Here is a 26,340-nt window from a genome sequence, read left to right on the forward strand (position 1 = left end):
CAGCATTGTCATGAACAACCTCAGCGTCCAGCTTCCTGACTCTTTGTACAAAAGTTTCCAGGAACTTGCCAAACAAGACAGCATTTCTATGGATCAGTTTGTGGCGACAGCAGTTGCAGAGAAAATCGCTGCACTAACAACTGAAATTTATCTAGGTGAGTTAGCAAAGCGAGGCAGTCGAGAAAAATACGACGCAGTTTTAGCTAAAGTACCAGATATTGAACCGGAATCTTACGATCGCTTACCCACAGCCTAACAACGCAGTGCAGGGGATGTGCAGAGTTTTCAACCTCAGTGTTAAGTTGACTTGATTATTCAGGTATAACCAAAGTCAGAAAATCTCTAGCACTAACAATTGCAATACCTTGATAACTGCCCAGAGGTAACAAATGCCGCTTGTCGCCTGTAACAATGTGAGTTGCATTCCCAACAATGGCGCATTCTAGTACCATGTTATCGTTTGGGTCAGTAGTGAGAAAATTTAAAGTGTTGGCAATTGTGATTAGGCGTAGAAAACTAAGCAAATCAGCTATTGTCTCAATTACTTGAATAGGCGTAAATTTCAACTTCTGTTCTAATTTTTCGGTCAGTTCATCAAGTATTTCTGGACAGATTAAACCTTTTACCCGGCCTTGGCGTGCCAAATCAATACAGTGATAAGGACTACCTTTCCAGCCAATAGCAGAGAGTAAAACATTTGTATCAAACACTACTACTGGTAGCACTGTCTGTCCTCATGCACTAAGTCATCTATAAATGACTCACGTTCATCTTCTGACATACTATCCCAATCTAAACCACGTTCAGCACACAAGTTCCGTAATTGGTTTTGGGCATACTCCATACGAGAATCCCGCTCTTGCTCACTTTCTTTTGCTAGGGCTAATAATACTACTCGTTTACTCTCTGGCGGTAGTTGCTTAACTAATTCAATTACTTGTTCATTGCTCAATGTCAGTTTTGGCATCGTTAATTACCGGAAAACTGGATTAGTTTTTCTAAATTCTTATTTCAGCGTATCAAGAAATTTGACTAGCGATCGCCTCAACCCTCTCATTAGAAGGGGACAGTTGTAAAGGCGATCGCTTAATATTTGTATGCAATTGGGTTTAGCGATTGCAAAGCTGTTTGTCATTAGTTAGCTAAAATCGCTTAATATTTAGACGCAATTAGGTTTAGCCGCCAGTCTCCCGAAGGTAAGTTAACTCAGATATTGCGCTTACCCGTGCGTCCGCCAGAGATTGAAATCTCAGGCTCATAGCGCAAGTCCACTCAAGTGGACTGAAACCCTTTTCCAGTTTTGTTTAGAAGACTTTAGGTGTAAGAGAGGGAATTGATTCCCAGGCGGTTGTTGGGACTTGTGGGTTTTCTGGTGGCTAGGTTGGAAATTACATGATCTAAGTTAGAGAAGACTGCAACAACTGTCGCATGGATGTAGCCTGCACATGGTCAGGGAACACGGTTAAAAAGTAATTTAGGTCTTGGATAGCTACATGGATACGCTCTAAGGAAGCACCTTGAGATAAGGTATACCGATATAATTGCTCTGCTGGTTGAGTGTAATGAGCAGCCAAATAATAAAGGGCTAAATTAAAGGTGTTACGCCAGTCTTTAGTATCTTTTTCGTAATGCTGTTTAGCAAGCTTGATAGCAAGTGCTAAGTCAATTTGTGCTTTGTTTGCTTGGTTAAGAGCTAGGTAGCTTAAAGCGCGATCATACAAGTACCAATCATCGTGAGATTTTAAGCCAATAGCGCAGTTGAAATCTGCAAGAGCTTCATTGTACCGCTTAAGCTGGAGGAAAGTTTGACCGCGACTTGCGATCGCCCAGTCAAGTTTAGGGTTAAGTTCAATCGCGCGATCAAAATCTTCGAGGGCTTGCGTATAACGCTCCATTAAACGGTAAGTTTCACCTCTACTTGCGATCACCCACTCATATTTTGGGTTAAGTTCAATTAAACGGTAAGTTACACCACGAATTGTGATCGCCCAGTCATATTTTGGGTTAAGTTCAATTAAACGGTCAAAATCTTCTAGGGCTTCCGTATAACGCTTCATTAAATGGTAAGTTACACCACGATTTGCGAGCGCCCAGGCATATTTAGAGTCAAGTTCAATAGCTCGGTCAAAATCTGGGAGAGCTTCTTCGTAACGCTTCATTAAACGGTAAATCTCACCGCGCCAACCTAGAGCAATTGATTGCCATTTAATCTCAATCTTAGAACTCTGTATAACTGCGGTAAACATTTCCAATGTAACTTGATAAAGGTTTTCCTCATAAGCTTTTAACCCATTCGCTAATTGCTCACCCCAACGCTGAACTTCAGAGGAATCCGCATCTTTACCAGCCTGAAACATTACTTCTGCATATTGTTGGGCAAATTTGCGTTGATTTTTGAGTGCAGCGAGAAATTCATTGAGAGCTACAGATAAATTCTTTTGGGGTGACTGACATAACCTGTGGTACAAGACATTTAAAGTGTGACTTTGCCAGCTAGGATCGCGCTGTTTTTCCTCTTCTTCCAATTGCAGATCATTCCGCAGACTGTCATAATATTCTGCCAACTTACCATGTATGTCAGCCCAACCTTGCGGCGATGAAAGGCGCTTGTGGCGTAACATTTGCGTTTTAACCACATCATGATAAGCCCAGCCATCAGAGCGTTCATTGACAAAGGATGTTTCTTTTAGCCAAGTAAATAGCTCATCAGCTTCTTTTTCTCCTCTTAATTTGGCGATAACATCCCGATTCAAACACCGAGGAATGGCAGCATCAAGCGCCACTTGTTGCCGTTTGGGATCATCAACCCATTTTAAAAAGCGTTCTACAGCACTGCTACTAGGCTCAATTACCTGGTTAGGGTCGTTAGGATGAGCATCTGCTAGCATTCCCACTAGCAGGGGTAAATTTCCAGAAAGGCGTAAAATCACTTCAATAATGCGATTGTCCGTAATGCCTTTCCGAGTTAGATAATGTTGGGCTTCTTCTTCTGTAAACGGTTCTAGGGGAAAACGAACAATTAACCCTTCGTAAGGTGCCCAATGATTTTTATCTAATTCATGGCGACCGGCGATCGCTATCAATATATTGAGAGATACTTCACCGTGGCGACCCTCTAGAATTTCGCGTAGCCAGTTATCTAGGAATTCTCCCGTGCGTTCATAGGTATCAAGAAACAGAACAACAGCAGTTTCTTTAGCAATTTTAAAAATATCTTGCAAAAATAGCGGCGTCAGCACTTCTTCAGGCTCTTGAACTAATAGCACATCGTCTTTATTTGTTATTTTCTTTGCAACATAAGATGCCCATTCTCCGGCTTGGGTAGCGAAAGCATCCTCATCTACAAAGTCAAATACAGCACCGCCAACGGGAACTCGACGCGCCAGACGCACACCAGTTTTTACCATAGTTTTCCCTACAAAAGCGGAAAAGCCTTGAGGAGCTTCTGGATCAGTTTCTAATTCTTGGCGCTTTTGACGGTAAACTTTGTAGCGTTCTGTAAACTGCGTTAGTTTGTGACCTTGCCGTTCTAACTCTTCAGCTAGACGACCCATGACTTCTGGTATAGTTTTTTCAGCTTCATCGATGTAAGCGGAGATAATTTTTGCTTCGTCAGCAATTTTACGAAACTGCCGTAACAGCGTACTTTTACCCACCCCGCCTTGACCCCAAATGTTATACAGAAAACGACGGCGATCGTCTTCTGGGGGTAATGCTAGATTTTGGCGAAATTGGTTTACTTGGTCTTCACGACCCACAAAACCTGATTGCTGGCGCTGCTTAAGAATATCTTGTAGACTCTTGGGCTTGTTTTGCGGGTTCATTACAAGATTCAATTTTGAGATGCTTAATGTTTACAGGATAACTACTAAATATACAAGGTGTATTTCGGAATTTATCAAACTTTTTCTAGGTAATTTTTATGCGTTGACCTTCTGAGGCTCGACGTTGACCTTCTGAGGCTCAATGTTCACCTTCTGAGGCTCGACGTTGACCTTTTGAGGCTCGACGTTGACCTTCTGAGGCTCAATGTTCACCTTCTGAGGCTCGACGTTGACCTTTTGAGGCTCGACGTTGACCTTCTGAGGCTCGACGTTGACCTTCTGAGGCTCGACGTTGACCTTCTGAGGCTCAAAAATGCCCTGGCGACTTAGCGCTTCTCAATGGAGTTCAATACAGACCTAACCCCCAGCCCCTTCTCTACAAGGAGAGAGGTTTGGAGAGAGGTCAAAGTGTATTTTAGATAAACGAGATGCGCTATAGAACAATACGGTTCAGTTAAGGACAAGACTTATCCAAAATTAATAAAAAACGAACCACAAAGGGCGCAAAGGACACAAAGGAATAAGAGTTTCAGAGAGTTTTTGCATAAGTCCTGAAAGGTTTTTGGCGCTAACTGAACCGTATTGCGCTATAGAAATCGCAACTATACAAACAAAACCTCCCTTGGCAGGTTTCAAAAATCTTTGGATTCAAAACGCGAAAAGGGCATAACATTGTTATGCCCCTACAAATGACCTGTATTTTACCAACTTGACAACTGCTATACTTGCCTATTGCAAGTTTTAGCTAGCTGCGGTTTCGGGTTGCTTTTTCTTAGAACGGCGGTTGAACCTGCGTCCCATCTCATCAATTACTGCATCTAAACCTGTGACATCACCGCTAGCTTTGGCATAGCTATAAACTGCTAATGCTGCTGCATACGCTTCGCTAGCAGAGGCTATACAGGTATCATCCACCAGTTCTTGCAGTTGCGTTAGAGACAAAAGTACTGGATACAACGCTTCAAACAGGGCTAAATCTCGACGCATTTCTTCTAAATCAAAAGAACGGGGCAAAAAGTTAGGATTCTGTGTCGCTACTTCTAACGCTTTGCTGACAAAAGCCCGACTTTTATCTCCCATCTTCAACATTGTTCGCCGTTCTTCGGTAGTCAAATCTACCAAAAACGGTAACTTTTCTCTAATTGTAGCGATCGCACACCTCCCAATTATTCTCAGTATTAATACTAAGTAGTCTGGTTGATATTGGTAATATTATTTGAAACATCAATGTATTGCATTTTGAAGTGCGGAATGTGGGTTTTAAGACAACGGACAATTAATCATTTCATCGTTGATTTCTACTGTCCTATTTTAAAAGTAGTGATAGGAATTGATGGGGATAGTCATTTTACAGATCAGTTTTTTTACAGCAGCGATCGCCTTCCAATGCTCATCATCCAACCTCAGAACTTGAACATCCGAGCAAAAAGCCTGAAACTAAAGGAAATCCTTGAGCTAAAGAAATTAGATTTGCCAGACGATGCCTGGAATTTGCCATTTTAGATAAAAACGCCACATCTTTACTAGATTCGTTTTTGAAAAACCCTTATCAAATAACTCTTCTCAAGATATTTTGTGCAGAGACGCAATTTCACTCGCATCTCCACAATCTCTTTCCATTGACTTTTATTGTGCGTTCACAAATTCCAAATACCCACTGCTAAGTTCTTTCACCGCCAAGTCATAAAATTGCTTACCATGTTCAGGCGTTGCTAAAGCCGGATTTGATCCCATGCGTCCATCTGGATAACGCACTCGAAAGTCAGCTGCGCTGTAAATCCTATGTCCGCTTGCAACTTCTGGTGAAAGATATGCTTGCTTAATCGCCTCTGGATAAACGTACTGGGTGAGTGCTACTTCACTTGGGGTTGCATGAGAACCTTCTTGATCCCCATATAATTCTTTAGCTAGCTTATATACAGAACCGCACATAAACCAGTTTGCCACTTGACATTGCACCTGTTGAGCATTGGGAATCTGCAAATCTTCTAAATGCGCGTAAGTTTCTGAAAAAGCAGCTTTCAGGGTGGCGATATTACCACCATGTCCGTTAATAAAGTAGAACTTGCTAAAACCAGCTTTGGCTAAACAAGTTATATAATCTCGCACTACTTGAATTAAAGTGCTGGAACGCAGACTGATTGAGCCAGGAAAGGCAGTATGGTGCAGTGCCATCCCCACATTGATTGTAGGGCCAACGATCGCTTGAGTTGCATCACCTACACCAGCTGCGATCGCTTCTGCACAAATGGCATCAGTACCAATTAACCCCGTTGGCCCATGTTGTTCTGTGGAACCAATAGGGAAAATAATCCCCTTTGACTGCTGTAAATAAGCTTCGACTTCTTGCCAAGTACTTAAATGCAGTAACATTTTTGATGATTTTCCTCAATAAAATTGCGGTGGGACGAAACCTTTCTCTGTTAAAACCCCACTAACATGATTATGAACTCTCTAGATTGTCTGTGGTGACGTAGCCTCTCGTAGAGAAGCGGCTTGTCGTAGACATCGCTACGATAAATTTCAATAATAAGATCCCCGACTTCTCAAACTAGTCGGGGATCTATGGCTTTCACATTTTTACTTATCAGTGACTAATCTTGCAATAATTTTCTGCAAAATTTGGAGGAAATAAACTATTTATTTCTATGAATATTGTTTAGAGGATGGAGTTGTAAGCAGTTTCGACAGATGTGGATTAAGCAATTTACTGATTCTGCCACTTTATCCTACGACAATTGCTACGAACCTCCGCATCATAAAAATCTAAATTTTCTTATGAGATGTTTTCTTCAGGATCATCAACTAGATAATGGGGATCAATCTTTTCTGTTTACTACTCAAAGTAATAATGTTTTTTCACATCCTTTGTAATTTCCCAGGTGCAGGACATGCCAGCAGGAAAAGTCACCAAATCGCCTTTACCCATTTGCACTGGCTGTCCACCATCAGGAGTAACAACAACATCACCTTCCAAAAAGTAGCAAGTTTCTTGAGAATCATAAGTCCAAGGAAATTTGGAAACTTCCTTTTTCCAAATTCCCCATTTAGAGACATCCAATTCATTGAGGCGTTCTTGCCTGGGTTGATGCTCAATTTTGATTTCCATATTGTGTTTTATCTAGTTATGTTCAGCAGTAGGATTGAATATCCTCTCCACACTGATCTACTAAATAACACAAAGCGCGAAAACGCAAGTAGACAAGTTCGTTATAAAGCGGATTAAGTTTGCACATTGGCGGAATGTGCCCTATTTTGCGACCAAAAAGCATGAGATCGCGCTCGAATGGACACTGGGCAGGAATGAGTTTAGCAATAAGTTTGGCTAATTTCCGATTCTGAATCTCAAATTTGTCCAGCCATTGACGTAATGGTTGCAGTAAATCTAATTTAGGTCTAGCAAATCGCTTTTTACTACCTGTTTGATTCTTTTCTTCTAAAGGGCTAACAAAAACAGGCAGAAAAATACGCTGATTAAGTGTTTTAAGCATAGTCGTAGGCAAGGTTTTCCTTGTGTAGATGAACTATTTGCCGATTGGGAATATTAACATGTAATCTGTTAACCAATTTGCATTATGCTTGGAAATTCGGAAGGAAAAGAAGCACAAGGCAAACAATTTACATGCATCTTTGGGGGGAAATTGTTTAACTAATTGTTATTTAAGCCCACCAAATCGGGAAGAACTGTCCCGTTAAATACAAAATAACAAAGAAAATATAAAAATGGCATTTCTTTAACTTATGGATTGCTAATCTTGGAGATAGCAATTTTATATATTAAATATAAATGCCTGGTTCTCAAACTGCCTAGTATCTAGAGATGGACTTTGGGAAAGAAAAAACAGTTTAGCTCTGAGTCCATATAGACTTGGCTAGGATTAGCCTCTAATATCTAGCGATTTTATGCTATTAAATATCTAGTAATCTGTCTACTATGTTACACTAGCTAGCCTAGATATTATCTAATAAGTAGCAAGAAATCCTTTGATAAGTCCAAGCTAATATACTTAGAACTTATACCATTTACAAGAATATTTTGCAATAAATGCATTGCGTGTAAGGGCGTACAGCAGTATGCCCCTACCAATATAGCGCTTCTCACTTGGGCGCAATACAGTCTGAATCTCACCCCGTATTTGAGGCGTGCAAATACTCCCCTCTCTTTGCTAAGGAGAGGGGTTAGGGGTGAGGTTTAAAAAAGTAGTTTATGCAAAGGAGAACCGTTATACATATATCTGATATTTTGTGAAATGGTTTAATTACAAAAAAATGGTATAATTACAAAAATCTTATTTCTTAAAATATCTCAAGCCGTAACGATCTTGATATTTGCTGATATACTCTACATTCTGTTGCTCTAATTTTGACAGTAATTTAGGTGGAAATGCTTTCGGTGAATATATAGGTCGATACCAAGGTTGCTTATAAGGAAAATGCTGAAAACCCCTGAGAGACAGGTGCGTAAGCACCGTATCTCGTACTTTAGGCAGGGGATGAAGGCTGGCAACACCCTAAAGGGTGTTCTGATTTAATCTTTTTGGTGTGCTATATAGTCTATTACATTTTTTGTAGAAATATTCCCAGCAGTTGAGACAAAATAGCTTGGTGTCCATAAAGTTGGGAGTTTAAGCAATTCTGGAAACTCTAATCTTTAAGTGGTGAGAAGCCCGTCCTTTAATTCTATTCATGATTTGGGATGGGTTGTCTGTTGGTTTTACATTTAAAAATAAGTGAACATGGTCGGGCATAATTTCCATTGCAATAATTTTCCATACGCACTTTTGTGCAAACGTGTTGAGTCTGAGAACCTGTGCAAGCAGGATATTAAGATTGTAAGGTCTTAAGAATCTCCTCGTCTAAAGGCCAGGAGAGTGTCAATCTGATTATTACTTTGAGGGGTAGGCTGTGGTTTGACAGGCACTGTTTGAGGTGGCGGTGCAGAGACTACAGTCGGTTGAGTCAACAGGGGTTGCGTCGGTGGAATTGGATTTGCTATGCTCTGCAAAGTATCCAGCATTGCTCTGGCTGTGGGATAGCGATCGCGCGGATGATAAGCGATCGCTTGATCAATTACTCTTGCCATAATTGGGCTAACATGACTTTTGCGCCACCGAGTTCTTCTAAAATAGCTGCTTCCCGTTGAAACCTCTCTTGCACTAACTGGTAAATTTGGGGATTGTTGTGAATTGGTCTTAGCTGTTTAACCACACAACGGCGCTTTGAAGGCATATAGGTATCTTCTGCTAGATAGGTTTCACCAAACCCACCAGCGCCCAGTGTGCGGATAACTTGATAGCGATCGTTCAGCAGCTGTATTGTCATGGGAGATTAGAAGCAATATTCTTAAAGATAGTTTTCCCTAAAACTACCTTCACTTCAAATCTAGTAAACCTTCTTCTTTCAATTTCGGATTGAAGCGAATTTGCATTTGCAAACCACGCACTTCTAATAATTGCGTTGAAATTTCTGCTTCTACTCTCCGCGCCACATTTTTAATAATTTTTATTTGTGCTAATTCATCATTAGCTGGATTTTGATAATTTGCCTGTTCTTCAGGTGTCATTACGACTTTGACATCAAGGGGATGAGTCCATTTTTCTTTTTGATCCCCATTTCCCCAAGGCACACTGCCATTTTCAGCAATCCAAGCATTTTCAGTATTTTCTAAAATTGTGCGACTAGGGCGTTCAATAGTTTGAACTTTGACCCAATAGCATTGCTGTGGCTGACGGACTAAATGCTGTTTGAGGCTGAGGTAAACATCACGAGAGTATCCTACAAATTGCAGCACTTTTTCTTGGTCAAAGATAGCATATACCCCGATTTTACTTTGAAATTGTTCGGGTAATTGACCGCGATCGTCAATATAAGGAAGGTATTCCAGGGTTGCCAAAGAAGAAAGATTCGTTTCAATAGCCATACATCAAATATTAAACTTACTATTTGCCTTCAGAATTAAGAATTGCTAATTAGGGAAAAACTATCTTTAAAATTACCCTTATGCACTCACTTTTTGGTAAATTGCACAAAGGCGACTGGGTTTAAAAATCTTAGCACTAAACATGAAATTTGGCGGTACGTTGATGATGGCATATTCATCAGATTTATGATACTTTTCAAATTCTGCTGGCATTCCTTTAATGGTAGTTAAGCTGTAAGGAACTGGCTGGAAAAGTAATTCTGTAAATTTAACTTGCTGACACCGCAACTGTTGACAAATTTGGTTTAAAAAAGCCTCGCTGGTCAATAAATTGAATAAAGTTTCTTGAGCTTGTGCTTCAAGAGTGAAACTGCTATCAAAGTTCTGGACGATTTTAAGGGGCATTTTCTGTATAGGTAGCTATTAACGACTCTAATTTTTCACGGTATCTGAAAAACCTCACTTCTATTTCTCTCTTCCTTTAAGGAGGAGCTAGTGCGCCCTTGCGGCTGTGCCGACTTGTTTGCTCTTAGGGTTAAGGCAGGGTTGCATCTGGCGTCAAAGACTTTGAATTTTCCCCCTTCCAGTAACAAAAGTTTTTCCGCTTCCCTCTCCTCGTAGGAGAGGGTTAGGGAGAGGTCGGTAAGGGGGTTAGGGGGTTAGGTTTTCGTGGGCTTTTCCACATGACCTGAATTGTCAGATTAACGACTAAGTGATGATAGAGGATAGGCAACAATCCAAAAGTGCTGGACAACGAAGCCTACCTTTTTGTGCAGATAAGCTTTGTGAAAAATCACCACTTTAAGATCAGCCTATTAGATTGTGTGACTTCTGTCAGCCACAGGAGGAAGCTGGCATGATTAAGAATCGTGAAGTTTAGCAGATTTTCAAAGATAGATGAGTTGTGCTGACAAACTTCAGATATTAGACCTCTTGCAAAAGTCTATCCCCTTTTCCACATCCCGTCAAAAGTCAGGTTGAGCGACAGCATTTGCTTGTTGAGCAACAGCATTTACTTGTTGAGCAACAGCATTTACTTGTTGAGCGACAGCATTTACTTGTTGAGCGACAGCATTTGTTTGTTGAGCGACAGCATTTGCTTGTTGAGCAACAGCATTTGCTTGTTGAGCGATCGCATTTGCTTGTTGAGCGATCACATTTACTTGTTTGGAAGTAGGTACGGTACTCTCTCTCTTTTTTCCAACGTCATCAATGCTACCCAACTCTAACCTACTTGTCCCACACATCTAGGACTTTTGCAAGAGGTCTATTGTACTAAAGCGATAGCCTAGCTGCGCTTACGCACTTACCACACCAGTCCTACCCTCCCTAAAAACCAATACGCTTGGGTTAAGCAAATTTATCTGTTAAAGCAGGCTGTTCTTGAGCAGGGGAGGCTGGCGTTGCAGGGGCAGAGAAAAAAGCTTAACTGAACTGTATTGCCCTAAAAAAGATTCTCACACAACAAAAATGAATGGATAATCGTGATATAAACCACAACTATCCACTCAAAGTTTACTAAATCCGGGTTACTAGAAAAAACTTAATTAGATTATTGAAACTTGGGAAAGTTCAAACCAATTAACGTGACTCAGTTCCCTGATTGGGGCTACCTGCTACAGAATCATTTTCTGGTGCTTCTGGTGTAGCAGTGGGTTTAGCATCACTCTTTTCAGGATCGCCAGTTTGGCGCTTACTTTCGTCAAGAGTGGTTTCGTAATCACTAGAAGAACTGGGCGTAGTTTCTTGACTACCAGATTTTTGTTGTTCAGACATTATTACATTCCTAATAATTTTATTGTTGGTATTATCTTAAGAAGATTAGGAGTGTGAGTGCATCTATCCAGATATAGTTATGGCTGATTTCTACCTCTATCGAAAGTATTGTTTAGTACTACTCATGTATACTGAAAAAAATCCAGAAATGTAGAGTTTTTTAACCTTACAAGGCTTTCTATGGTTAAGGTAGGTTTATTTACGCCGACCTGTACTAGCTGAATAATATGGTGTGATGATTGTGATACAAACTAATCATTGTGTCATTAATGAACCAGAGCAATCTATCGTTACCATCTGGGTGTATGCTTCGCAAGGCAACCTCTGCGGATCAGTGGTCGATTCGATTGCTGGTGTTTTCAGCGAAACTCGACCCAACCCAATTAAATTGGCAGCAATTTTGGGTAATTGAATGCGATGCCTACGGCGGGCAAAGCCTACGCAATCTGGTAGCTTGTGGACAGCTACGTAATTTTTCAGGGACACAAGAACTTGGTAGTTTGGTCGTTGCATCAGCTTGGAGAGGTCGCGGTTTGGGTACTTTGCTAACGCAGCATTTGATTAATACAGCAACGCAACCACTTTATCTTGAATGTTTAGGTGAACGATTGGCGCAGTTTTACAGTCGCTTTGGTTTTGTGGCAATATCTTTTGAAGACTTGCCACAATTTCCCAGGACAAGAGGCAAGTCTTCGCTCAAGGAGAAATTTAGATTCTCGGAATTAGCTAAAAGGTGGCTCAGAGTTCCTGTGGTGTTTATGGAACATCGAGGTAATTTGTAATTCGTAATTCGTAATTAATAGGACTTACGCAAGAATTACGGAATAACGTAGACGCAAAGCGGTGAGGGGATCGCAGTCTTCTCCCAAGGGGAGACGCTTTAGCGCAACGAGCGTCTTGCGTTAGCGCTAGCGGTAGCGACTGTGCGTAGCGTCACCCCCGAACCTGGAGGGCTTGCCGCAGGCTACCACAGAGGCACAGAGAAGCCAGTGCGCCCTTGCGGTTAAGAGAAGACCTCTTGCAAAAGTCCCTAACACCCCAATACCGTTCGGATAAGCAGGGGAGGCTCTTGAGGCTCTTGAGGCTCTTGAGGAAAGAAGGTTATTGTTCAGCAATTCTTCTCTCAAGAACAGCTTCTCTTCTCCCCCAATACCGTTCGGATAAGCAGGGGAGGCTCTTGAGGCTCTTGAGGCTCTTGAGGAAAGAAGGTTATTGTTCAGCAATTCTTCTCTCAAGAACAGCTTCTCTTCTCCCCCTGCTCAAGAACAGCCTGCCTCAACCAAAAAATTCCTTAACCGAACGGTATTGCCTAACACCCCACCCCCAACCCCTCCCCGCAAGCGGGGAGGGGAGCGTTTGCGTTAGCAAATGCGGGGTGGGGTTCTTTATTTTTGATTTATGCAAGAGGTCTAGACTTGTACCCCTACCTTAAGCAAGCTACGCTCAAGCGCGTTCCCGCTCTTTAGCAACTGGCGCGACACGGAGAAATAAGAGTTTGAGAGATATTTTGCGTAAGTCCTAATTAAGATACGCAGAAAAGGGCTTGATACAAGCTGTTTCCAACCCTTTACACTGTTGGGGCATCAATGGTTGGGTTAGGCGACGTAAGACGGTGTGAAACTGCAATCGCTGTTTGAGCCTAGAATCCCCCGAATTCAATTCGGGGGAGTATGTCAATTTCGTCCATTCCCCATTCCCCACTTTCCATTCCCCATTCCCTATTTTCAAATCGGAGGTTTAGCAAAAATTGTTAGCAAGACTGGCCCTAGTAAATAGTGGTGATTCAAACACAATAACCCAGCAGAGGAGCCAAGAAGTTGACGTTGATTAGGGCTGTAGAGTCTAATTCCAAGGGGAGAAACTGGCAAGAATTGAGGTTCTGTCTCTTTTTTGGAGGTAATGTCAACCAAGTAGAAGCGTCCACCGGCAGAAAGTACCCGCTCTATCTCACTAACCACCTGTTTAGGTTCCAAATAGTGCAAAAAGCTGATAGTGCTGAAAACAGCATCAAATTGGCCATCAGCAAAGGGAAGAGACTCAGCTTTGCCCTCGATATAAATTAACCGTGGACGGTGGCGGTTGCTCTGTCTTGCTATCCGCAACATATTAGCAGATAAATCCAATCCGATCGCTTGCAGGTCGGAAAACTGAGTCGCAAGGCGCTCAAGTAAGCGTCCAGTACCACAGCCGATATCAAGTACATTTGCTGACTCTGGTAAATCGACGTACTCCAGCAACCGTTTGTGAACGGCTCGATAAAACACTGAAGGAAGGAGCCAGTCGTAACTTGGTGCCCATCGGTCAAAAAGGAACTTTTTGTTACTAAAAAAGTCATTAGTCATTAGTTTTCGCAGTTAATCTGAAGCTGAATGCTTTTTTAGGGTAAGTAGCTGCGCCTCCAATAAGTTGGTTAACTATAGTTTTGCAGTCCGGCAATATCTAGTATGCTCACCTTGGCAAATCATCCGGAATTTTGGCAATTGAATCTGTAGTTAACAGTGGCCTAGAGACTCATTCTATCTCTGTAGAGAACCACAGAACGAGGAATCAGTGCATAAAACTATAGAACCGAAGTGTATGTATTTATAGAGGTTCAAATACAACAAACAGCCAACTCATCTAGCTTGAAATTATAAAGGTGAAAAATTATGACAACTTTTATTCAAACCCGGTTACACAACGATCTACTGCATCCAGTCCGCCAATGGTTGGAAACGATAGAAATTCATAACTCTAAATTGGCTCATTTCCTGTGCAAAGCTATTCCTGCTCAGTGTCCCTTTGAGCGAGACATCACGCTCTTTAGCCGGAAGCTGTTTCACATTCCTCCAATGTGTAAATTAAATCCCCTATACGAGGAAGTGGTTGGTTTGCGTTTTAAAGCGCTGTGTTATCTTGCCGATGAATGCGGTGAAGATGTCACAGCCTATTGCTAATAGCCAGTTGAATCGTTATTTGATCAAGCAGCGATCGGTAATTGTAGATTTACGGTTGTTACTTACTCAGGTTTATACTAAGCTAACGTACACTCAATTTTAGATGTTTAGCTATTTAAGTAGCTAACACCTCGAAGACAGTGTTTCCAGACAGTATTTTTACTTACCGTACCCTGCTGAAATCATTAACATTATCATGACGCACATCTTACTGGTTGAAGATGAAGTCAAACTGGCACGATTTGTCGAATTAGAATTGAATTATGAAGGCTATCAAGTCAGTATTGCCTACGATGGATTAACTGCACTTACCGCAGTGCGTAAGTTACATCTTGATTTAGTAATTTTAGACTGGATGTTGCCTGGTTTATCGGGGTTGGAAATTTGTCGCTGCCTGCGAAGTATTGCTGATAAAGTGCCGATAATCTTATTAACCGTCAAAGATGAAGTGAGCGATCGCATTGCAGGCTTAGATGCTGGTGCTGATGATTACCTCGTTAAACCCTTCAGCGTTGATGAATTATTAGCCAGAGTCGGCGCTCACTTGCGAAGAAGCCAGCAAGTAGACGGTGCAGATGTTTTAGAATTTAAAGACCTAACTTTAAATCGTCGCACACGCCAAGTGTACCGAGGTCAACGGTTAATTGAGTTAACTGCTAAGGAATTTGATTTACTAGAATATTTACTTGCCCATCCGCGACAGGTAATTACCTGCGATCGCATTATAGAAGAAGTCTGGGGTTACAACTTCATCGGCGATGCCAACATCATCGAACTTCCCATGCGCTACCTGCGTCTGAAACTTGAAGCCAATAACCAAAAGTGTCTCATTCAAACTGTGACTGGTGTCGGCTACACATTGCGTGATTGAATTTGGGATGGGGCATTGGGCATGGGGGATTGGGCATTAGTTATTCTTTCTCCCCCTACTCCCCCTGCTCCCTCATCTCCCTTCCAGTGTCAAATAACGGTAAAACCCCAAAGTTTTCTATTCTAGGAAGATTTGGGGTTTTTGGCAATCTGAGCAAGAACTCATCCAACTCCGGGTTAATTATATTAGGATGCACAAAGCTGTCATCATATAAAATCTAAAACTGCATGACTTATCTAGAAACAGCAGCGCAATTCTACCGCGAAGTTGCCGAAACCCCGCAAGTTGGACTTTGTTGCGTGCAAAGTACACCCCTGCAACTACCAGGATTGAAAATTCCTTTGCCAATGCAGGAAATGAACTATGGTTGTGGCACTACCGTTCACCCCACCGAACTAGGAAACCAACCTACTGTGCTGTATGTCGGTGTTGGCGGCGGCTTAGAAGCGTTGCAATTCGCTTATTTTTCCCGCCATGCAGGTGCTGTAATTGCCGTTGAACCGGTTGGGGCCATGCGGGAAGCTGCTGCACGCAATCTGGAAATTGCTGCTCAAGAAAACCCGTGGTTCGACACCAGTTTTGTAGAAATCCGCGAAGGCGATGCTTTTAACTTACCCGTTGCTGATCTTCGCGTCGATATCGTGGCGCAAAATTGCCTTTTCAACATCTTTGAACCAGAAGATTTAACCCGTGCTTTAAAAGAAGCCTATCGGGTATTAAAACCAGGCGGACGCTTGCAGATGAGCGATCCAATTGCCACTAGTCAAATTCCAGCACATCTTCAACAAGATGAACGACTCAGAGCCATGTGTTTATCAGGCGCACTCACATATCAAGAGTATACTGAACGGATTACAAATGCTGGTTTTGGTCAAGTTGAAATTCGCGCCCGTCGTCCTTACCGTCTACTAGATTCCCAGACTTATGATTTAGACGAACACCTACTTTTAGAAAGTCTGGATTCCGTCTCATTTAAAGTTGATATTCCAGAAGATGGTGCATGTATCTTTACAGGAAAAACAGCAGTTTATGCTGGCTTGGAACCCTTTTTCGATGACTCAGCAGGTCATCTACTCCAGCGTGGGATTCCCGCAGCCGTGTGTGATAAAACTGCTGCTAAACTTGCGGCTATCAAGCCAGCAGAAATAATTGTTACCAATTCAACCTGGCACTATAGCGGTGGTGGTTGCTGTTAATTTATTAAGAATTCAGGTGTCAGGAGCCAAAATTCAGAATAATTCTGTGCGACTGGGGAATGAATGCATAATTTGAATATTTCACAAATTGCATTCTGAATTCTGGATTCTGGATTCTGGATTCTGGATTTTGGATTCTGATTTCTTCTTTATAAACCCTAAAATGTTGTTAATTAGTCTATTTATCGCCACGCTTTTTTTAGCATATTCCAATGGTGCAAATGACAACTTTAAAGGGGTAGCAACGTTGTTTGGTAGCCGAACCAGCAGCTATCAAACAGCAATTTTGTGGGCAACTTTTACAACTTTAGCTGGTGCTGTTGCCGCGACTTTTTTGGCAAATACACTAATTACAAACTTCTCTGGAAAGGGACTAGTACCTGATGCGATCGCTAATTCACCAGAGTTTCATCTGGCAGTTGCGATCGCAGCTGGTTTAACTGTACTGATAGCCACCTTCATGGGGTTTCCCATTTCCACAACTCACAGTTTAACAGGTGCGCTGGTTGGCGCTGGATTAGTTGCGATCGGACTCAAAGTTAATTTTGCAGCTTTGGGAACTTCTTTTATTTTGCCTTTATTACTCAGTCCAATTATTGCTATTCCTTTGGGAGCAGGAATTTACAGTTTATCTGGCTATATTAATTCAAAATGGAATCTATCACTCAATCAGAAAATGATTGATATTTTCCATTTTATCAGCGCTGGAATTGTCAGTTTTGCTAGAGGCTTAAATGATACTCCCAAGATTTTCTCACTCATTCTAGTTATTGAGTATTTTTCGATTCAGGGAGGAATGATTACGATTGCGATCGCAATGGCACTTGGCGGTTTACTCAACTCCCAAAAAGTTGCAGTAACCATGAGTGAAAAGATTACTTCATTGAATCATACTCAAGGCTTATCAGCAAATATAGTAACTGCAATTCTGGTAATTGCAGCTAGTCGGTTTGGGCTTCCGGTTTCCACCACTCACGTTGCAGTTGGTTCTATTTTTGGAGTGGGATTGACTGGCAAAAAAGCCAATATGCGTGTTTTTTATCAGATACTATTATCGTGGGTTTTAACCTTACCAACTGCTGCAATTATTAGTGCAATAACCTACAGATTATTGCAAGGATAGAAAAATTGAATATATTTCTACCATATTAAAGGAGTAGTAAGTAATGCAAACTCAATCAAAAGTTACACTATCAACAGTCACACCGTTTAAAAACAAACTCAATTCTCCTTTGACAAAAAAGGGAATCACTGTTTTACAAATTAATCTAGGTAAGCGTTGTAACCTTGCCTGTACACACTGTCATGTCGAAGCTGGGCCAAAACGTACAGAAGAACTTTCTCCTGAAGTTTGCGAACAATTGATTTCGCTAATCCATAAATTTCCTGAAATTAAAATTGTGGATTTGACTGGTGGCGCACCAGAAATGAATTATGGATTTAAGCCATTGGTAGAAGCAGCAAGAGCAACTGGTAAGCAGGTGATCGTCCGGTCTAATTTGACCATTTATTTTGAAGATGGATTTGCTGATTTACCAGAATACTTTGCTCAACACCAAATAAGAGTTGTGGCTTCCCTACCCTGCTACCTAGCAGATAATGTTGATAAAATGCGCGGTGCTGGTGTTTTTGATAGTTCAGTCAAAGCTTTGCAGTGGCTTAACCAACTTGGCTATGGTAAACAGCCAAATTTAATTTTGGACTTGGTATTTAATCCCCAATTACCTACGGATGAAAAATTTTCTTTAGCTCCCGAACAGACTAACCTAGAACGAGATTACAAAATGTTCTTGCAAGAACATTTTAATATTGTGTTTAGCAACCTCTTCACCATTACTAACCTACCAGTTGGTAGAACCAAAATGCATTTAGAACGGAGAAAACTGTACACCAGCTATTTGCAGTTTTTAGAGTCGCATTTTAATCCCGACACAGTTGAACATTTAATGTGCCGCGATGAACTTTCAATTGACTATCAAGGCAATGTATATGATTGCGACTTTAACCAAATGATGAATTTGCCTGCGAAAAATCGTAATGGTGAAACTTTGACAGTTAGCAACCTATTAGAATCTGGCGGTTTAGACCTAATTAGTGAGATACAAACTGCTGCTTATTGCTATGGTTGTACTGCTGGGTGTGGTTCTAGTTGTAGTGGTGCTTTGCTCTAAAGACAAATAACAGGGCTTACGCAAACTATAGCCAAAACCCTTATTTTAAGGTAGTAGCAATTCATGTAGACGCAAAGCGGCTTCCCGCAGGGTATTGCCCCTACAGCGTATACCTGAGAGTATCATTGCAAAAAAAAGTCTGTTACCAAAATTGTTACGAGTGCGTTGTTATTGGGCAGTTACTACTATAGCTTCTTGACACTCCCCCAACTGAGTAAGTAACGCTAAAGCTCACTTACTCGGAAAGTTGGGGGATTCTTCATGGCGACCATTTGAATCAGAGTAAAAATACTCCAATCCCACATCTAAACCTAATTCGCCATCAGCAATTCTAGATTCAGATTGAACATCCACATCAATGCAGAATTGGCAATAGTAACCATCAGCTTTTCTGAGCAATCTTACACGCTTAATTGATTTAACTGGGTAAGTCTGGATATCCCATTTACCAAGTAACTCGAATTCGTGGCGGGTTAAGCGATCGCCACTTTCTAAAGGAGGAATAAAAGCGCTATTATTTAAGCCATGTTCCACAGAAGCCGCCATTACCTGATTCCTCATCCGCAGGAGTTGTAGCTTGAATTTAACATAGTGGAGCGCGATGTCTTCTACAAGCTGCCGAGAGGGCGTCTATGCAAATGGGAAAATGAGAGCAAGCAATAAAAATCTTTCTCATTTAACCATGACAATTATCTTTACAGAAGCTGACTTTGATGAACTATGGCAAGAAGGTTTAGAAAGAGGTGAAATTACCTATCAATCCAATGATTTTGAATATATTGAAACCTGGCAACATGCACTTAAAAAAGGGTTTATTCAAGTCATCGAGTTACGTCCTGGACTCTACTTGCAGTTTGGTAATTATGAAACTCCCATAACTTGGGGCGAAGAGGGTCAACATTCTGAGGCTTTTCCCTTGACTTTAGCCTTTATCGTGACAGGCGGTTGCAGAGAGCAAATTTACGGTATTAAAGAGGATAATTGCGAACAAGCAGGAGAAAATTATTTATTTTTTCTGCCCGGAACCCGCGAAATTGAGGTACACCCTACCGGACTTTTGCAAAATATCCGCATTCGAGTTGAGTCTCATCTGCTGCGAACTTTAACTGCAAGACAGGAAAATTCTCTTCCCGATGTCCTGAAGCCATTAATCGAAGCCGACTCAGTGCCTTTATTTCATCTAGATGTTGGCAAGATGACATCTGCAATGCATTTAGCAGTGCGACAAATTATGCACTGTCCTTACCAAGGAATGATGAGACGTGTCTATCTAGAAGCAAAGACATTGGAACTCATTGCTTTGCAGTTTAGCCAACTGGCTGAAACTGACAAGTCTAGGGATGAGTACTTTAGCCTAAAACAGGATGAGTGCGATCGCATTTATCAAGCTAGGGAAATTTTAATCAATAATCTTCATAACCCACTATCTTTAATCGCATTAGCGCAACAAGTGGGGCTGAATGAACGCAAACTCAAGCAAGGATTTCGTCATGTATTTGGTAATACCGTCTTTGGATACTTGCATGATTACCAAATGCAGCAAGCACAAAGGCTACTGTTAGCAGAAAAAATGACTGTTGCAGGAGTTGCAGCTAGAGTAGGTTATGCTAGCCCTACAGCTTTTTGTGCTGCTTTCCGACGCAAATTTGGCATTAATCCCAAGGCTTACCAGATAGCAGGTAGAATCTCTCTGGCTTAAGCTTCCATAACTTTATTTACCCCCCGCCTATCAGCGTCCCCCCTTACCAAGGCTACTGTGTGAATTACCTCCCTTAATCCCCCCGATATATTGGGGGGAAATCATAAATCTAGTTCCCTCCCCTTTATAACTACGGTGTACACACAAGTCTTGGAAAGTTGCCCCACAGCCTTTTTATCCCCCCAACCCCTCTTGAAAAGCAAAGTTATTTCATTCCCTCAAAGGCTCAAAAAAGACTTGTGTTCTGAAAACGAAAGCACTTGTGTTCTGAACGAAAGCACTTGTGTTCTGAACGAAAGCACTTGTGTTCTGAACGAAAGCACTTGTGTTCTGAACGAAAGCACTTGTGTTCTGAACGAAAGCACTTGTGTTCTGAACGAAAGCACTTGTGTTCTGAACAAAAGCACTTGTGTGTACACCGTAGCCCCTTTATAAGGGGAGGGGTCAAATTCATCCATAAACAGTCCGGCTTGAAGAGAAAAAAGTCCGGCTTGAAGAGAAAATCATTGCCCAAATCCCATATACTACTTGCAAATCTTTTTTAATTAGCTGAAAAAATTTAAGTACTCTTGCCAGTCAGATTAATAAGTGTGGTGTGTGGGACGACAATGTTTAAACGACAACTCTTCGTGGTAAGTGTACTTTCTGTACTACTAATTCAACCTGCTTTTGCAAAAGCAATTGAGCAGATTCCCCAAGTAAAGGAGGACAAAAAAGGGTCAGTAGTGGCTAAAATCCCCCGATTGCGTGAGATTGATAAACCAGCGACCAATATTAAAGATTTGCTATCTCAATCTTCAACTCCTAACGCCCAGTCACCAGTACAAGTGACAGGAGTACGGGTAAACAACACCGAGACTGGTATAGAAGTAATTCTCGAAACCAAAGAAGGTGAAAGACTAAAGGTAATAAGTCGCAATGAGGGAAACATATTAATTACAGATATTTCTAATAGCCAATTAGCTTTGCCAAATGCGAAGGAGTTTCGCTCAGACAATCCAGTTGCAGGAATTACTGCTGTGACAGTTACTCAAGTAGATGCCAATAGTATTCGGGTGACGGTAACGGGTGAAGCGGGAGTGCCAAAAATCGAGTTGTTTGATAGTGATGAAGGCTTGATTTTTGGTTTAACGCCAACTGTGTCTACTGCACAGCAACCCCCAGCGCAAAACCCCATCCCGCCTACGGCACTCCCAAGGGAAGGGGAGGAGTCACAACAAACACAGCCAGAACCATCAACTTCTACTGACGAACCGATCGAACTGGTAGTAACGGGTGAGCAAGACGGATACACTGTGCCAGAAGCATCAACTGCAACTAAGACTGATACACCTTTACGTGATATTCCCCAGTCGATTCAAGTGATTCCTCAGCAAGTGATCAAAGATCAGGGGATTACGCGAATTACCGATGCGACTCGCAACGTTTCAGGCACAACGATCGCATCGGGCTACGGCAACCTCATCGGAGATGTTCGGGTTCGTGGCTTCTATAGTGGTTTCTTGAGGGATGGATTTGCCACTCAGCCTTTCTTCATCGATGGCGGCAATATTGAACAGGTAGAAGTGCTAAAGGGGCCTGCTTCGGTGCTATACGGGGCATTAGAGCCAGGTGGAATCGTGAATTATGTCACCAAGAAACCCTTGAGTAATCCTTACTATGCAGTCGATTTAACTGCCGGAAGCTACGACTTCTACAAAAGTGCGATCGATTTGACTGGGCCTCTTACCAATGACAAACGATTGCTCTACCGCTTGAATGTTTCCTATGAAAACTCCGGTAGCTACCGAGATTTCATTGACAATGATATTGTTTTTATCGCTCCCGTTGTCACCTATCAGGTTAGCGACTCAACTGACATAACCTTAGCCTATGAATATCTAAACGCGAAACTAGGGTTTGATCGCGGTTTTCGACCTGTCTCTGCCTTTTTAAAGGTTCCTATAAATCTGAATATTGGCGAACCTGATGATTTTCAAGACAACGAGGAACACCGCCTCAATTTAACGCTGAATCATCGGTTTAATCAGAATCTACGCCTCAGAAGCGGCTTTCTCTACCTCTCTGAGAATTACAACAGTCTTGTAACTCAACCCGGAGAACTGGACGCAGACGGTCGCACGTTGACAGGTCGAGAGTACTTTGGCGGCCCGAGTGACGTTGACAACTATGCGTTGCAAACGGATTTGATTGGTGACTTCAAAACCGGTTCGATCGCCCATCAACTGCTGTTGGGGTTAGAATGGCGCAAAAGGTATCAGGCTGATCAGGGTATCGGTGGGGTTTATGAGGGGACATTCGATATTTTAAATCCAGCCTATGGCTTACCACGCATACCAAATCCCAATACTTTTTTCGAGCAAACCACCACCACCACCGGCATCTACCTGCAAGATCAGGTGACATTGCTCCCAAATCTCAAATTACTAGCTGGCGGCAGATATGATTTTGTGGAATACAGTAGTGGTGACGGTCAATCCGCGCCGACTGAATTTTATGATAGTGCTTTTTCACCCCGCGTTGGCATTGTCTATCAACCGATTGAACCGATTTCGCTTTATGCTAGCTACAGTAGTTCCTTTGTTCCCAATAATTCTAGAACTGGCAGTGGACAACCGCTAGAGCCTTTGCGCGGGACTCAGTATGAAGTAGGCATTAAAGCTGAACTTTTTGATAAACGACTCTCAGCCACACTCGCAGTCTATGACATCAGCAAAACCAACATTCCGACTACAGACCCTGATGATAAGACTGGGAAAGACTCGATCGCAGTTGGAGAAGTGAAAAGCCGAGGGATTGAACTGGATATTGCGGGGGAAATTTCACCAGGCTGGAGAGTTATTGCTTCTGGTTACTTGAATGATGCATTTGTGAGCAAAGATAACCGTCTTCCCGAAGGTCGCCGCTTGACAAATGCACCAACTCAGGGGGCGAGTTTGTGGACAACCTATGAATTTCAAAAGGGTAATTTGAGAGGGTTGGGAATTGGGGCAGGGATGTTTTTTGTGGGCGATCGCACTGCCAACATCGAAGATCCATTAACCCTTCCCTCTTATGTCAGAACCGATGCTTCTATCTCTTATAAACGCGATAATTGGCGGGCTGCGCTCAACTTTAAGAACATCTTCAATGTCAAATATTACGAATCAAATGACTACCTCACCTTCCCCCAAGCACCATTTACTTTACAGGGAACCGTTTCTGTGGAGTTTTGACCCCACCCTAACCCTCCCCTTATAAAGGAGAGGGAACATAGTTCTTCTTCCCCCCTTTATCATTAGGACTTACGCACAGGGAATGGAAAACGAACCACAGAGAACGCAGAGAAGCCAGTGCGCCCTTGCGGTTAAGAGACTTGTTCGCTCTTAGCGTTCCCGAAGGGTAGCAACTGGCGCGTCACGGAGGAATGAGAGTTTGAGAGGGTTTTTGCGTAAGTCCTAATCATGATTCTTCTTCCCCCCTTTATAAGGGGGGATTGAGGGGGGTAAAAATCAAGCCTGACATTATGCAAAGGAGCGTCTGCCTTGAGTTATAAAAAACTACGTAACATTGTATTGACTCTGCACCGCTACATTGGTTTAGGGGTGGGACTGATTGCGATTATGGTTGGTTTAACAGGAAGTCTGCTGGTTTTTCAGCATGAAATTATTAGCGTTCAACGACATCAACGGATTGGAGCGATCGCTCATAAAGGTGAGCCGTTACCGATTGAGACAATTATCAATACTGTGAAATCTGCTTATGCTAATCAACCGGATGCCTTTCTCCAAAGACTTTATCTACCAGCAAAACCCGATGAGCCATTCAATGTTGTGTATGCAACCAAAGAAAACGATTGGATCGAAAATTACGTCCATCCCTACACGGGAGTAATTCTTGGCAACAATCTACAAACCAATGGCATAGAACACTTTTTCAAAATCGCTTATGAACTGCATTTCACCTTATTAGCTGGTGACATCGGTCTGAAAATTACTGGTATCGTTGGCTTACTTGGGTGCATTCTCTGTATTACGGGCATTATCCTCTGGCCCGGTTGGCGAAAGCTAATTGCAGGCTTCAAAATTAAGTGGAATGCTCGCCCCATGCGGGTGAACTTTGACATTCATAAAGTGGCAGGGATTATTGCTGCAGTCTTTCTCGTCTTAACGTTTTTCACAGGTTTCTGCTGGAATTTCGGAGAGTTCACGTATCCGCTCATCTATGCCACAACGTTTAGCTCAGAGCAGGCGGCTGATCCCGTTTCTAAACCGATTCCCGGTCTGGCTCCGTTAAAACTGGTAAAGCAACTTAAAACGGCTCAGGCAGTGTTACCCGATGCATTGCTCCGAAGCATTGATTTCCCTGCAAAACCGGAAAATGCCTTAAGGTTTCGCTTTAAGCTGCCCCAGGAAGAGGCCGAGTACGGCAATAGCAACGTCTATCTCGACCAATACAGTGGTGAGGTTTTGCGTTTCAATAATGCGCTGAAGTCGTCATTGGGCGATCGCGTCCTCAACTCCTTTACTCCTCTGCATTACGGCACTTTTTTGGGACTTACATCCCGCATACTCTATGTATTTGTCGGACTTACACCGTTGATTTTGTTCATTACTGGTTTTGTAATGTGGCGCGATCGCTATAGAACAAAATCTACTACAGGATTTATTAAACGCTCCGTTTTAAAATAATTACAACAAAAAAGCGCCCCCCATTTCTGGAGGGCACTTTTTATTTAGCTAAATCTTCAGAATTAACCGTTGATAGCAGGAGCAGTCAGAGCGACAGGAGTAACTTCACCAGCAGCTAAGTCTAGGGGGAAGTTGTGAGCGTTACGCTCGTGCATTACTTCCATACCCAAGTTAGCGCGGTTGATTACGTCTGCCCAGGTGCTGATAACGCGACCTTGGGAATCAATTACTGATTGGTTGAAGTTGAAACCGTTCAGGTTGAATGCCATCGTGCTGATACCCAAAGCGGTGAACCAGATACCGACGACAGGCCAAGCTGCTAGGAAGAAGTGCAGTGAACGGCTGTTGTTGAAGGAAGCGTATTGGAAGATCAAACGACCGAAGTAGCCGTGGGCTGCAACGATGTTGTAGGTTTCTTCTTCTTGACCGAATTTGTAACCGTAGTTAAGGGATTCGGTTTCGGTGGTTTCACGCACCAAAGAGGAGGTAACCAAGGAACCGTGCATTGCAGAGAACAAGGAACCGCCGAATACACCAGCCACACCTAGCATGTGGAAGGGGTGCATCAAGATGTTATGTTCCGCTTGGAACACAATCATGAAGTTGAAGGTTCCAGAGATACCCAAAGGCATACCATCAGAGAATGAACCTTGACCGATTGGGTAGATCAAGAATACTGCGGTAGCGGAAGCCAAAGGTGCGCTGTAAGCTACGCAGATCCAAGGACGCATACCTAAGCGGTAAGAAAGTTCCCACTGACGACCCAGGTAGCAAGCGCAACCGATCAAGAAGTGGAAAACTACCAACTGGTAAGGGCCACCGTTGTACAACCACTCATCTAAGGAAGCTGCTTCCCAAATTGGGTAGAAGTGCAAGCCAATAGCGTTGGAGGAAGGAACAACTGCACCAGAGATGATGTTGTTTCCGTAGATCAAGGAACCTGCAACGGGTTCACGAATACCGTCGATGTCTACTGGAGGTGCTGCGATGAAGGCGATTACGAAGCAAACAGTAGCAGCTAGCAGGGTTGGGATCATTAGTACACCAAACCAACCGATATATATACGGTTGTCAGTGCTGGTGATCCACTCGCAAAAGCGATCCCATACGTTAGCGTCAGAGCGCCGTTGTAAGGTTGTGGTCATTGTTTTATAATTGCTATGGGTTGTTAAATATGGAACAAGCAGATTTATTTTTTGCCTGTTGAAATACAGTCTACATGAATTTACTTTGCCGCGATCTCTGACTTAATATTCTGTAACAAAATACTTTAACAA

Annotated in this window: 26 protein-coding genes and 2 pseudogenes; 11 read left to right on the forward strand and 17 right to left on the reverse strand. The window is 42.4% G+C overall.

Going from position 1 to position 26,340, the window contains the following annotated elements; all coding sequences use genetic code 11:
- The first annotated feature begins 10 nt into the window (after positions 1-10).
- Entirely contained in the window at positions 11-256 is a 246-nt protein-coding gene (locus LC586_RS11650; protein ID WP_229484700.1) for a toxin-antitoxin system HicB family antitoxin, read from the forward strand.
- 55 nt (positions 257-311) lie between these two features.
- On the opposite strand, the gene LC586_RS11655 is transcribed toward LC586_RS11650, so the two are convergent.
- The 4 genes from LC586_RS11655 to LC586_RS11670 all read right to left on the reverse strand — a co-directional run bounded on the left by LC586_RS11655 (position 312) and on the right by LC586_RS11670 (position 4,946).
- Positions 312-725: a putative toxin-antitoxin system toxin component, PIN family gene (locus tag LC586_RS11655; RefSeq protein ID WP_229451545.1), complete on the reverse strand. Its 414-nt coding sequence runs from the start codon at positions 723-725 to the stop codon at positions 312-314.
- On the reverse strand, positions 713-967 hold the full coding sequence (locus tag LC586_RS11660; protein ID WP_229484701.1) for a hypothetical protein: 255 nt from the start codon (positions 965-967) through the stop codon (positions 713-715). Before LC586_RS11660 ends, LC586_RS11655 begins: the two co-directional genes overlap by 13 nt.
- 430 nt (positions 968-1,397) lie before the next feature.
- A complete protein-coding gene (locus LC586_RS11665; RefSeq protein WP_229484702.1) occupies positions 1,398-3,824 on the reverse strand; it encodes a tetratricopeptide repeat protein in 2,427 nt (808 codons plus the stop codon).
- A gap of 741 nt (positions 3,825-4,565) precedes the next feature.
- The gene (locus LC586_RS11670) at positions 4,566-4,946 is read right to left on the reverse strand and encodes a hypothetical protein (protein ID WP_306423243.1); all 381 of its coding nucleotides are present in this window, start codon (positions 4,944-4,946) and stop codon (positions 4,566-4,568) included.
- A gap of 129 nt (positions 4,947-5,075) precedes the next feature.
- Between LC586_RS11670 and LC586_RS42580 the strand changes: the two genes are divergently transcribed.
- Entirely contained in the window at positions 5,076-5,327 is a 252-nt protein-coding gene (locus tag LC586_RS42580) for a DUF559 domain-containing protein (RefSeq protein ID WP_438822888.1), read from the forward strand.
- A gap of 123 nt (positions 5,328-5,450) precedes the next feature.
- Here LC586_RS42580 and LC586_RS11680 read toward each other — a convergent pair whose 3' ends face one another.
- The 10 genes and pseudogenes from LC586_RS11680 to LC586_RS11725 all read right to left on the reverse strand — a co-directional run bounded on the left by LC586_RS11680 (position 5,451) and on the right by LC586_RS11725 (position 11,520).
- A complete protein-coding gene (locus LC586_RS11680; RefSeq protein WP_229484703.1) occupies positions 5,451-6,197 on the reverse strand; it encodes a creatininase family protein in 747 nt (248 codons plus the stop codon).
- A gap of 463 nt (positions 6,198-6,660) precedes the next feature.
- Positions 6,661-6,933, reverse strand: coding sequence for a cupin domain-containing protein (locus LC586_RS11685; RefSeq protein ID WP_229484704.1), 273 nt, complete (start codon positions 6,931-6,933; stop codon positions 6,661-6,663).
- Positions 6,934-6,955: 22 nt separating this feature from the next.
- Positions 6,956-7,315, reverse strand: a complete 360-nt coding sequence (locus LC586_RS11690; protein ID WP_229484773.1) for a Mo-dependent nitrogenase C-terminal domain-containing protein — start codon at positions 7,313-7,315, stop codon at positions 6,956-6,958.
- A 1,037-nt stretch (positions 7,316-8,352) separates the two neighbouring features.
- Positions 8,353-8,593, reverse strand: a pseudogene (gene tnpA / locus LC586_RS11700) (IS200/IS605 family transposase); the annotation flags it as partial.
- A gap of 71 nt (positions 8,594-8,664) precedes the next feature.
- Positions 8,665-8,907 carry a hypothetical protein gene (locus LC586_RS42585; protein ID WP_438822889.1) on the reverse strand — a complete coding sequence of 81 codons (243 nt, stop codon included), beginning with the start codon at positions 8,905-8,907 and terminating at the stop codon, positions 8,665-8,667.
- Positions 8,904-9,146 (reverse strand): annotated as a pseudogene (locus LC586_RS42590) (serine/threonine protein kinase); the annotation flags it as partial. The gene LC586_RS42585 and the pseudogene LC586_RS42590, both read right to left, overlap by 4 nt.
- A gap of 49 nt (positions 9,147-9,195) precedes the next feature.
- A complete protein-coding gene (locus tag LC586_RS11710) occupies positions 9,196-9,744 on the reverse strand; it encodes a GIY-YIG nuclease family protein (RefSeq protein WP_229484705.1) in 549 nt (182 codons plus the stop codon).
- A gap of 78 nt (positions 9,745-9,822) precedes the next feature.
- On the reverse strand, positions 9,823-10,149 hold the full coding sequence (locus LC586_RS11715; RefSeq protein WP_229484706.1) for a hypothetical protein: 327 nt from the start codon (positions 10,147-10,149) through the stop codon (positions 9,823-9,825).
- 560 nt (positions 10,150-10,709) lie between these two features.
- Entirely contained in the window at positions 10,710-10,967 is a 258-nt protein-coding gene (locus tag LC586_RS11720; RefSeq protein ID WP_229484707.1) for a hypothetical protein, read from the reverse strand.
- 358 nt (positions 10,968-11,325) lie between these two features.
- Positions 11,326-11,520 carry a hypothetical protein gene (locus LC586_RS11725; RefSeq protein WP_229484708.1) on the reverse strand — a complete coding sequence of 65 codons (195 nt, stop codon included), beginning with the start codon at positions 11,518-11,520 and terminating at the stop codon, positions 11,326-11,328.
- Positions 11,521-11,789: 269 nt separating this feature from the next.
- Here LC586_RS11725 and LC586_RS11730 point away from each other — a divergent pair, with 269 nt between their 5' ends.
- Positions 11,790-12,302: a GNAT family N-acetyltransferase gene (locus LC586_RS11730; protein WP_229484709.1), complete on the forward strand. Its 513-nt coding sequence runs from the start codon at positions 11,790-11,792 to the stop codon at positions 12,300-12,302.
- Between the two features lie 942 nt (positions 12,303-13,244).
- Here LC586_RS11730 and LC586_RS11735 read toward each other — a convergent pair.
- On the reverse strand, positions 13,245-13,862 hold the full coding sequence (locus LC586_RS11735) for a class I SAM-dependent methyltransferase (protein WP_229484710.1): 618 nt from the start codon (positions 13,860-13,862) through the stop codon (positions 13,245-13,247).
- Between the two features lie 306 nt (positions 13,863-14,168).
- On the opposite strand from LC586_RS11735, the gene LC586_RS11740 reads away from it, so the two are divergent.
- The 5 genes from LC586_RS11740 (at position 14,169) to arsS (ending at position 18,694) form a co-directional block, all read left to right on the forward strand.
- Positions 14,169-14,456, forward strand: a complete 288-nt coding sequence (locus tag LC586_RS11740) for a Mo-dependent nitrogenase C-terminal domain-containing protein (protein WP_229484711.1) — start codon at positions 14,169-14,171, stop codon at positions 14,454-14,456.
- A gap of 196 nt (positions 14,457-14,652) precedes the next feature.
- The gene (locus LC586_RS11745; protein WP_233715552.1) at positions 14,653-15,327 is read left to right on the forward strand and encodes a response regulator transcription factor; all 675 of its coding nucleotides are present in this window, start codon (positions 14,653-14,655) and stop codon (positions 15,325-15,327) included.
- 227 nt (positions 15,328-15,554) lie between these two features.
- On the forward strand, positions 15,555-16,523 hold the full coding sequence (arsM, locus tag LC586_RS11750) for an arsenosugar biosynthesis arsenite methyltransferase ArsM (protein ID WP_229484712.1): 969 nt from the start codon (positions 15,555-15,557) through the stop codon (positions 16,521-16,523).
- A gap of 163 nt (positions 16,524-16,686) precedes the next feature.
- Positions 16,687-17,646 (forward strand): inorganic phosphate transporter, encoded by a 960-nt coding sequence (locus tag LC586_RS11755; RefSeq protein WP_229484713.1) that lies wholly within the window; start codon positions 16,687-16,689, stop codon positions 17,644-17,646.
- 43 nt (positions 17,647-17,689) lie between these two features.
- On the forward strand, positions 17,690-18,694 hold the full coding sequence (gene arsS, locus LC586_RS11760) for an arsenosugar biosynthesis radical SAM (seleno)protein ArsS (RefSeq protein ID WP_229484714.1): 1,005 nt from the start codon (positions 17,690-17,692) through the stop codon (positions 18,692-18,694).
- Between the two features lie 231 nt (positions 18,695-18,925).
- Here the strand turns inward: arsS and LC586_RS11765 are convergent, their stop codons facing one another.
- Positions 18,926-19,240 (reverse strand): hypothetical protein, encoded by a 315-nt coding sequence (locus tag LC586_RS11765; protein WP_229484715.1) that lies wholly within the window; start codon positions 19,238-19,240, stop codon positions 18,926-18,928.
- A 136-nt stretch (positions 19,241-19,376) separates the two neighbouring features.
- Between LC586_RS11765 and LC586_RS11770 the strand changes: the two genes are divergently transcribed.
- The 3 genes from LC586_RS11770 (at position 19,377) to LC586_RS11780 (ending at position 25,063) form a co-directional block, all read left to right on the forward strand.
- The gene (locus LC586_RS11770) at positions 19,377-20,393 is read left to right on the forward strand and encodes a helix-turn-helix transcriptional regulator (RefSeq protein WP_229484716.1); all 1,017 of its coding nucleotides are present in this window, start codon (positions 19,377-19,379) and stop codon (positions 20,391-20,393) included.
- A gap of 608 nt (positions 20,394-21,001) precedes the next feature.
- Positions 21,002-23,608: a TonB-dependent siderophore receptor gene (locus LC586_RS11775; protein ID WP_229484717.1), complete on the forward strand. Its 2,607-nt coding sequence runs from the start codon at positions 21,002-21,004 to the stop codon at positions 23,606-23,608.
- 309 nt (positions 23,609-23,917) lie between these two features.
- A complete protein-coding gene (locus tag LC586_RS11780; protein ID WP_229484718.1) occupies positions 23,918-25,063 on the forward strand; it encodes a PepSY-associated TM helix domain-containing protein in 1,146 nt (381 codons plus the stop codon).
- 62 nt (positions 25,064-25,125) lie between these two features.
- Here the strand turns inward: LC586_RS11780 and psbA are convergent, their stop codons facing one another.
- Complete coding sequence (gene psbA, locus LC586_RS11785) at positions 25,126-26,208, reverse strand: photosystem II q(b) protein (protein WP_229484719.1); 1,083 nt, start codon at positions 26,206-26,208, stop codon at positions 25,126-25,128.
- Positions 26,209-26,340 lie beyond the last annotated feature (132 nt).

It is taken from the genome of Nostoc favosum CHAB5714 (genome assembly GCF_020829495.1).
Taxonomy (GTDB): Bacteria; Cyanobacteriota; Cyanobacteriia; order Cyanobacteriales; family Nostocaceae; genus Nostoc; species Nostoc favosum.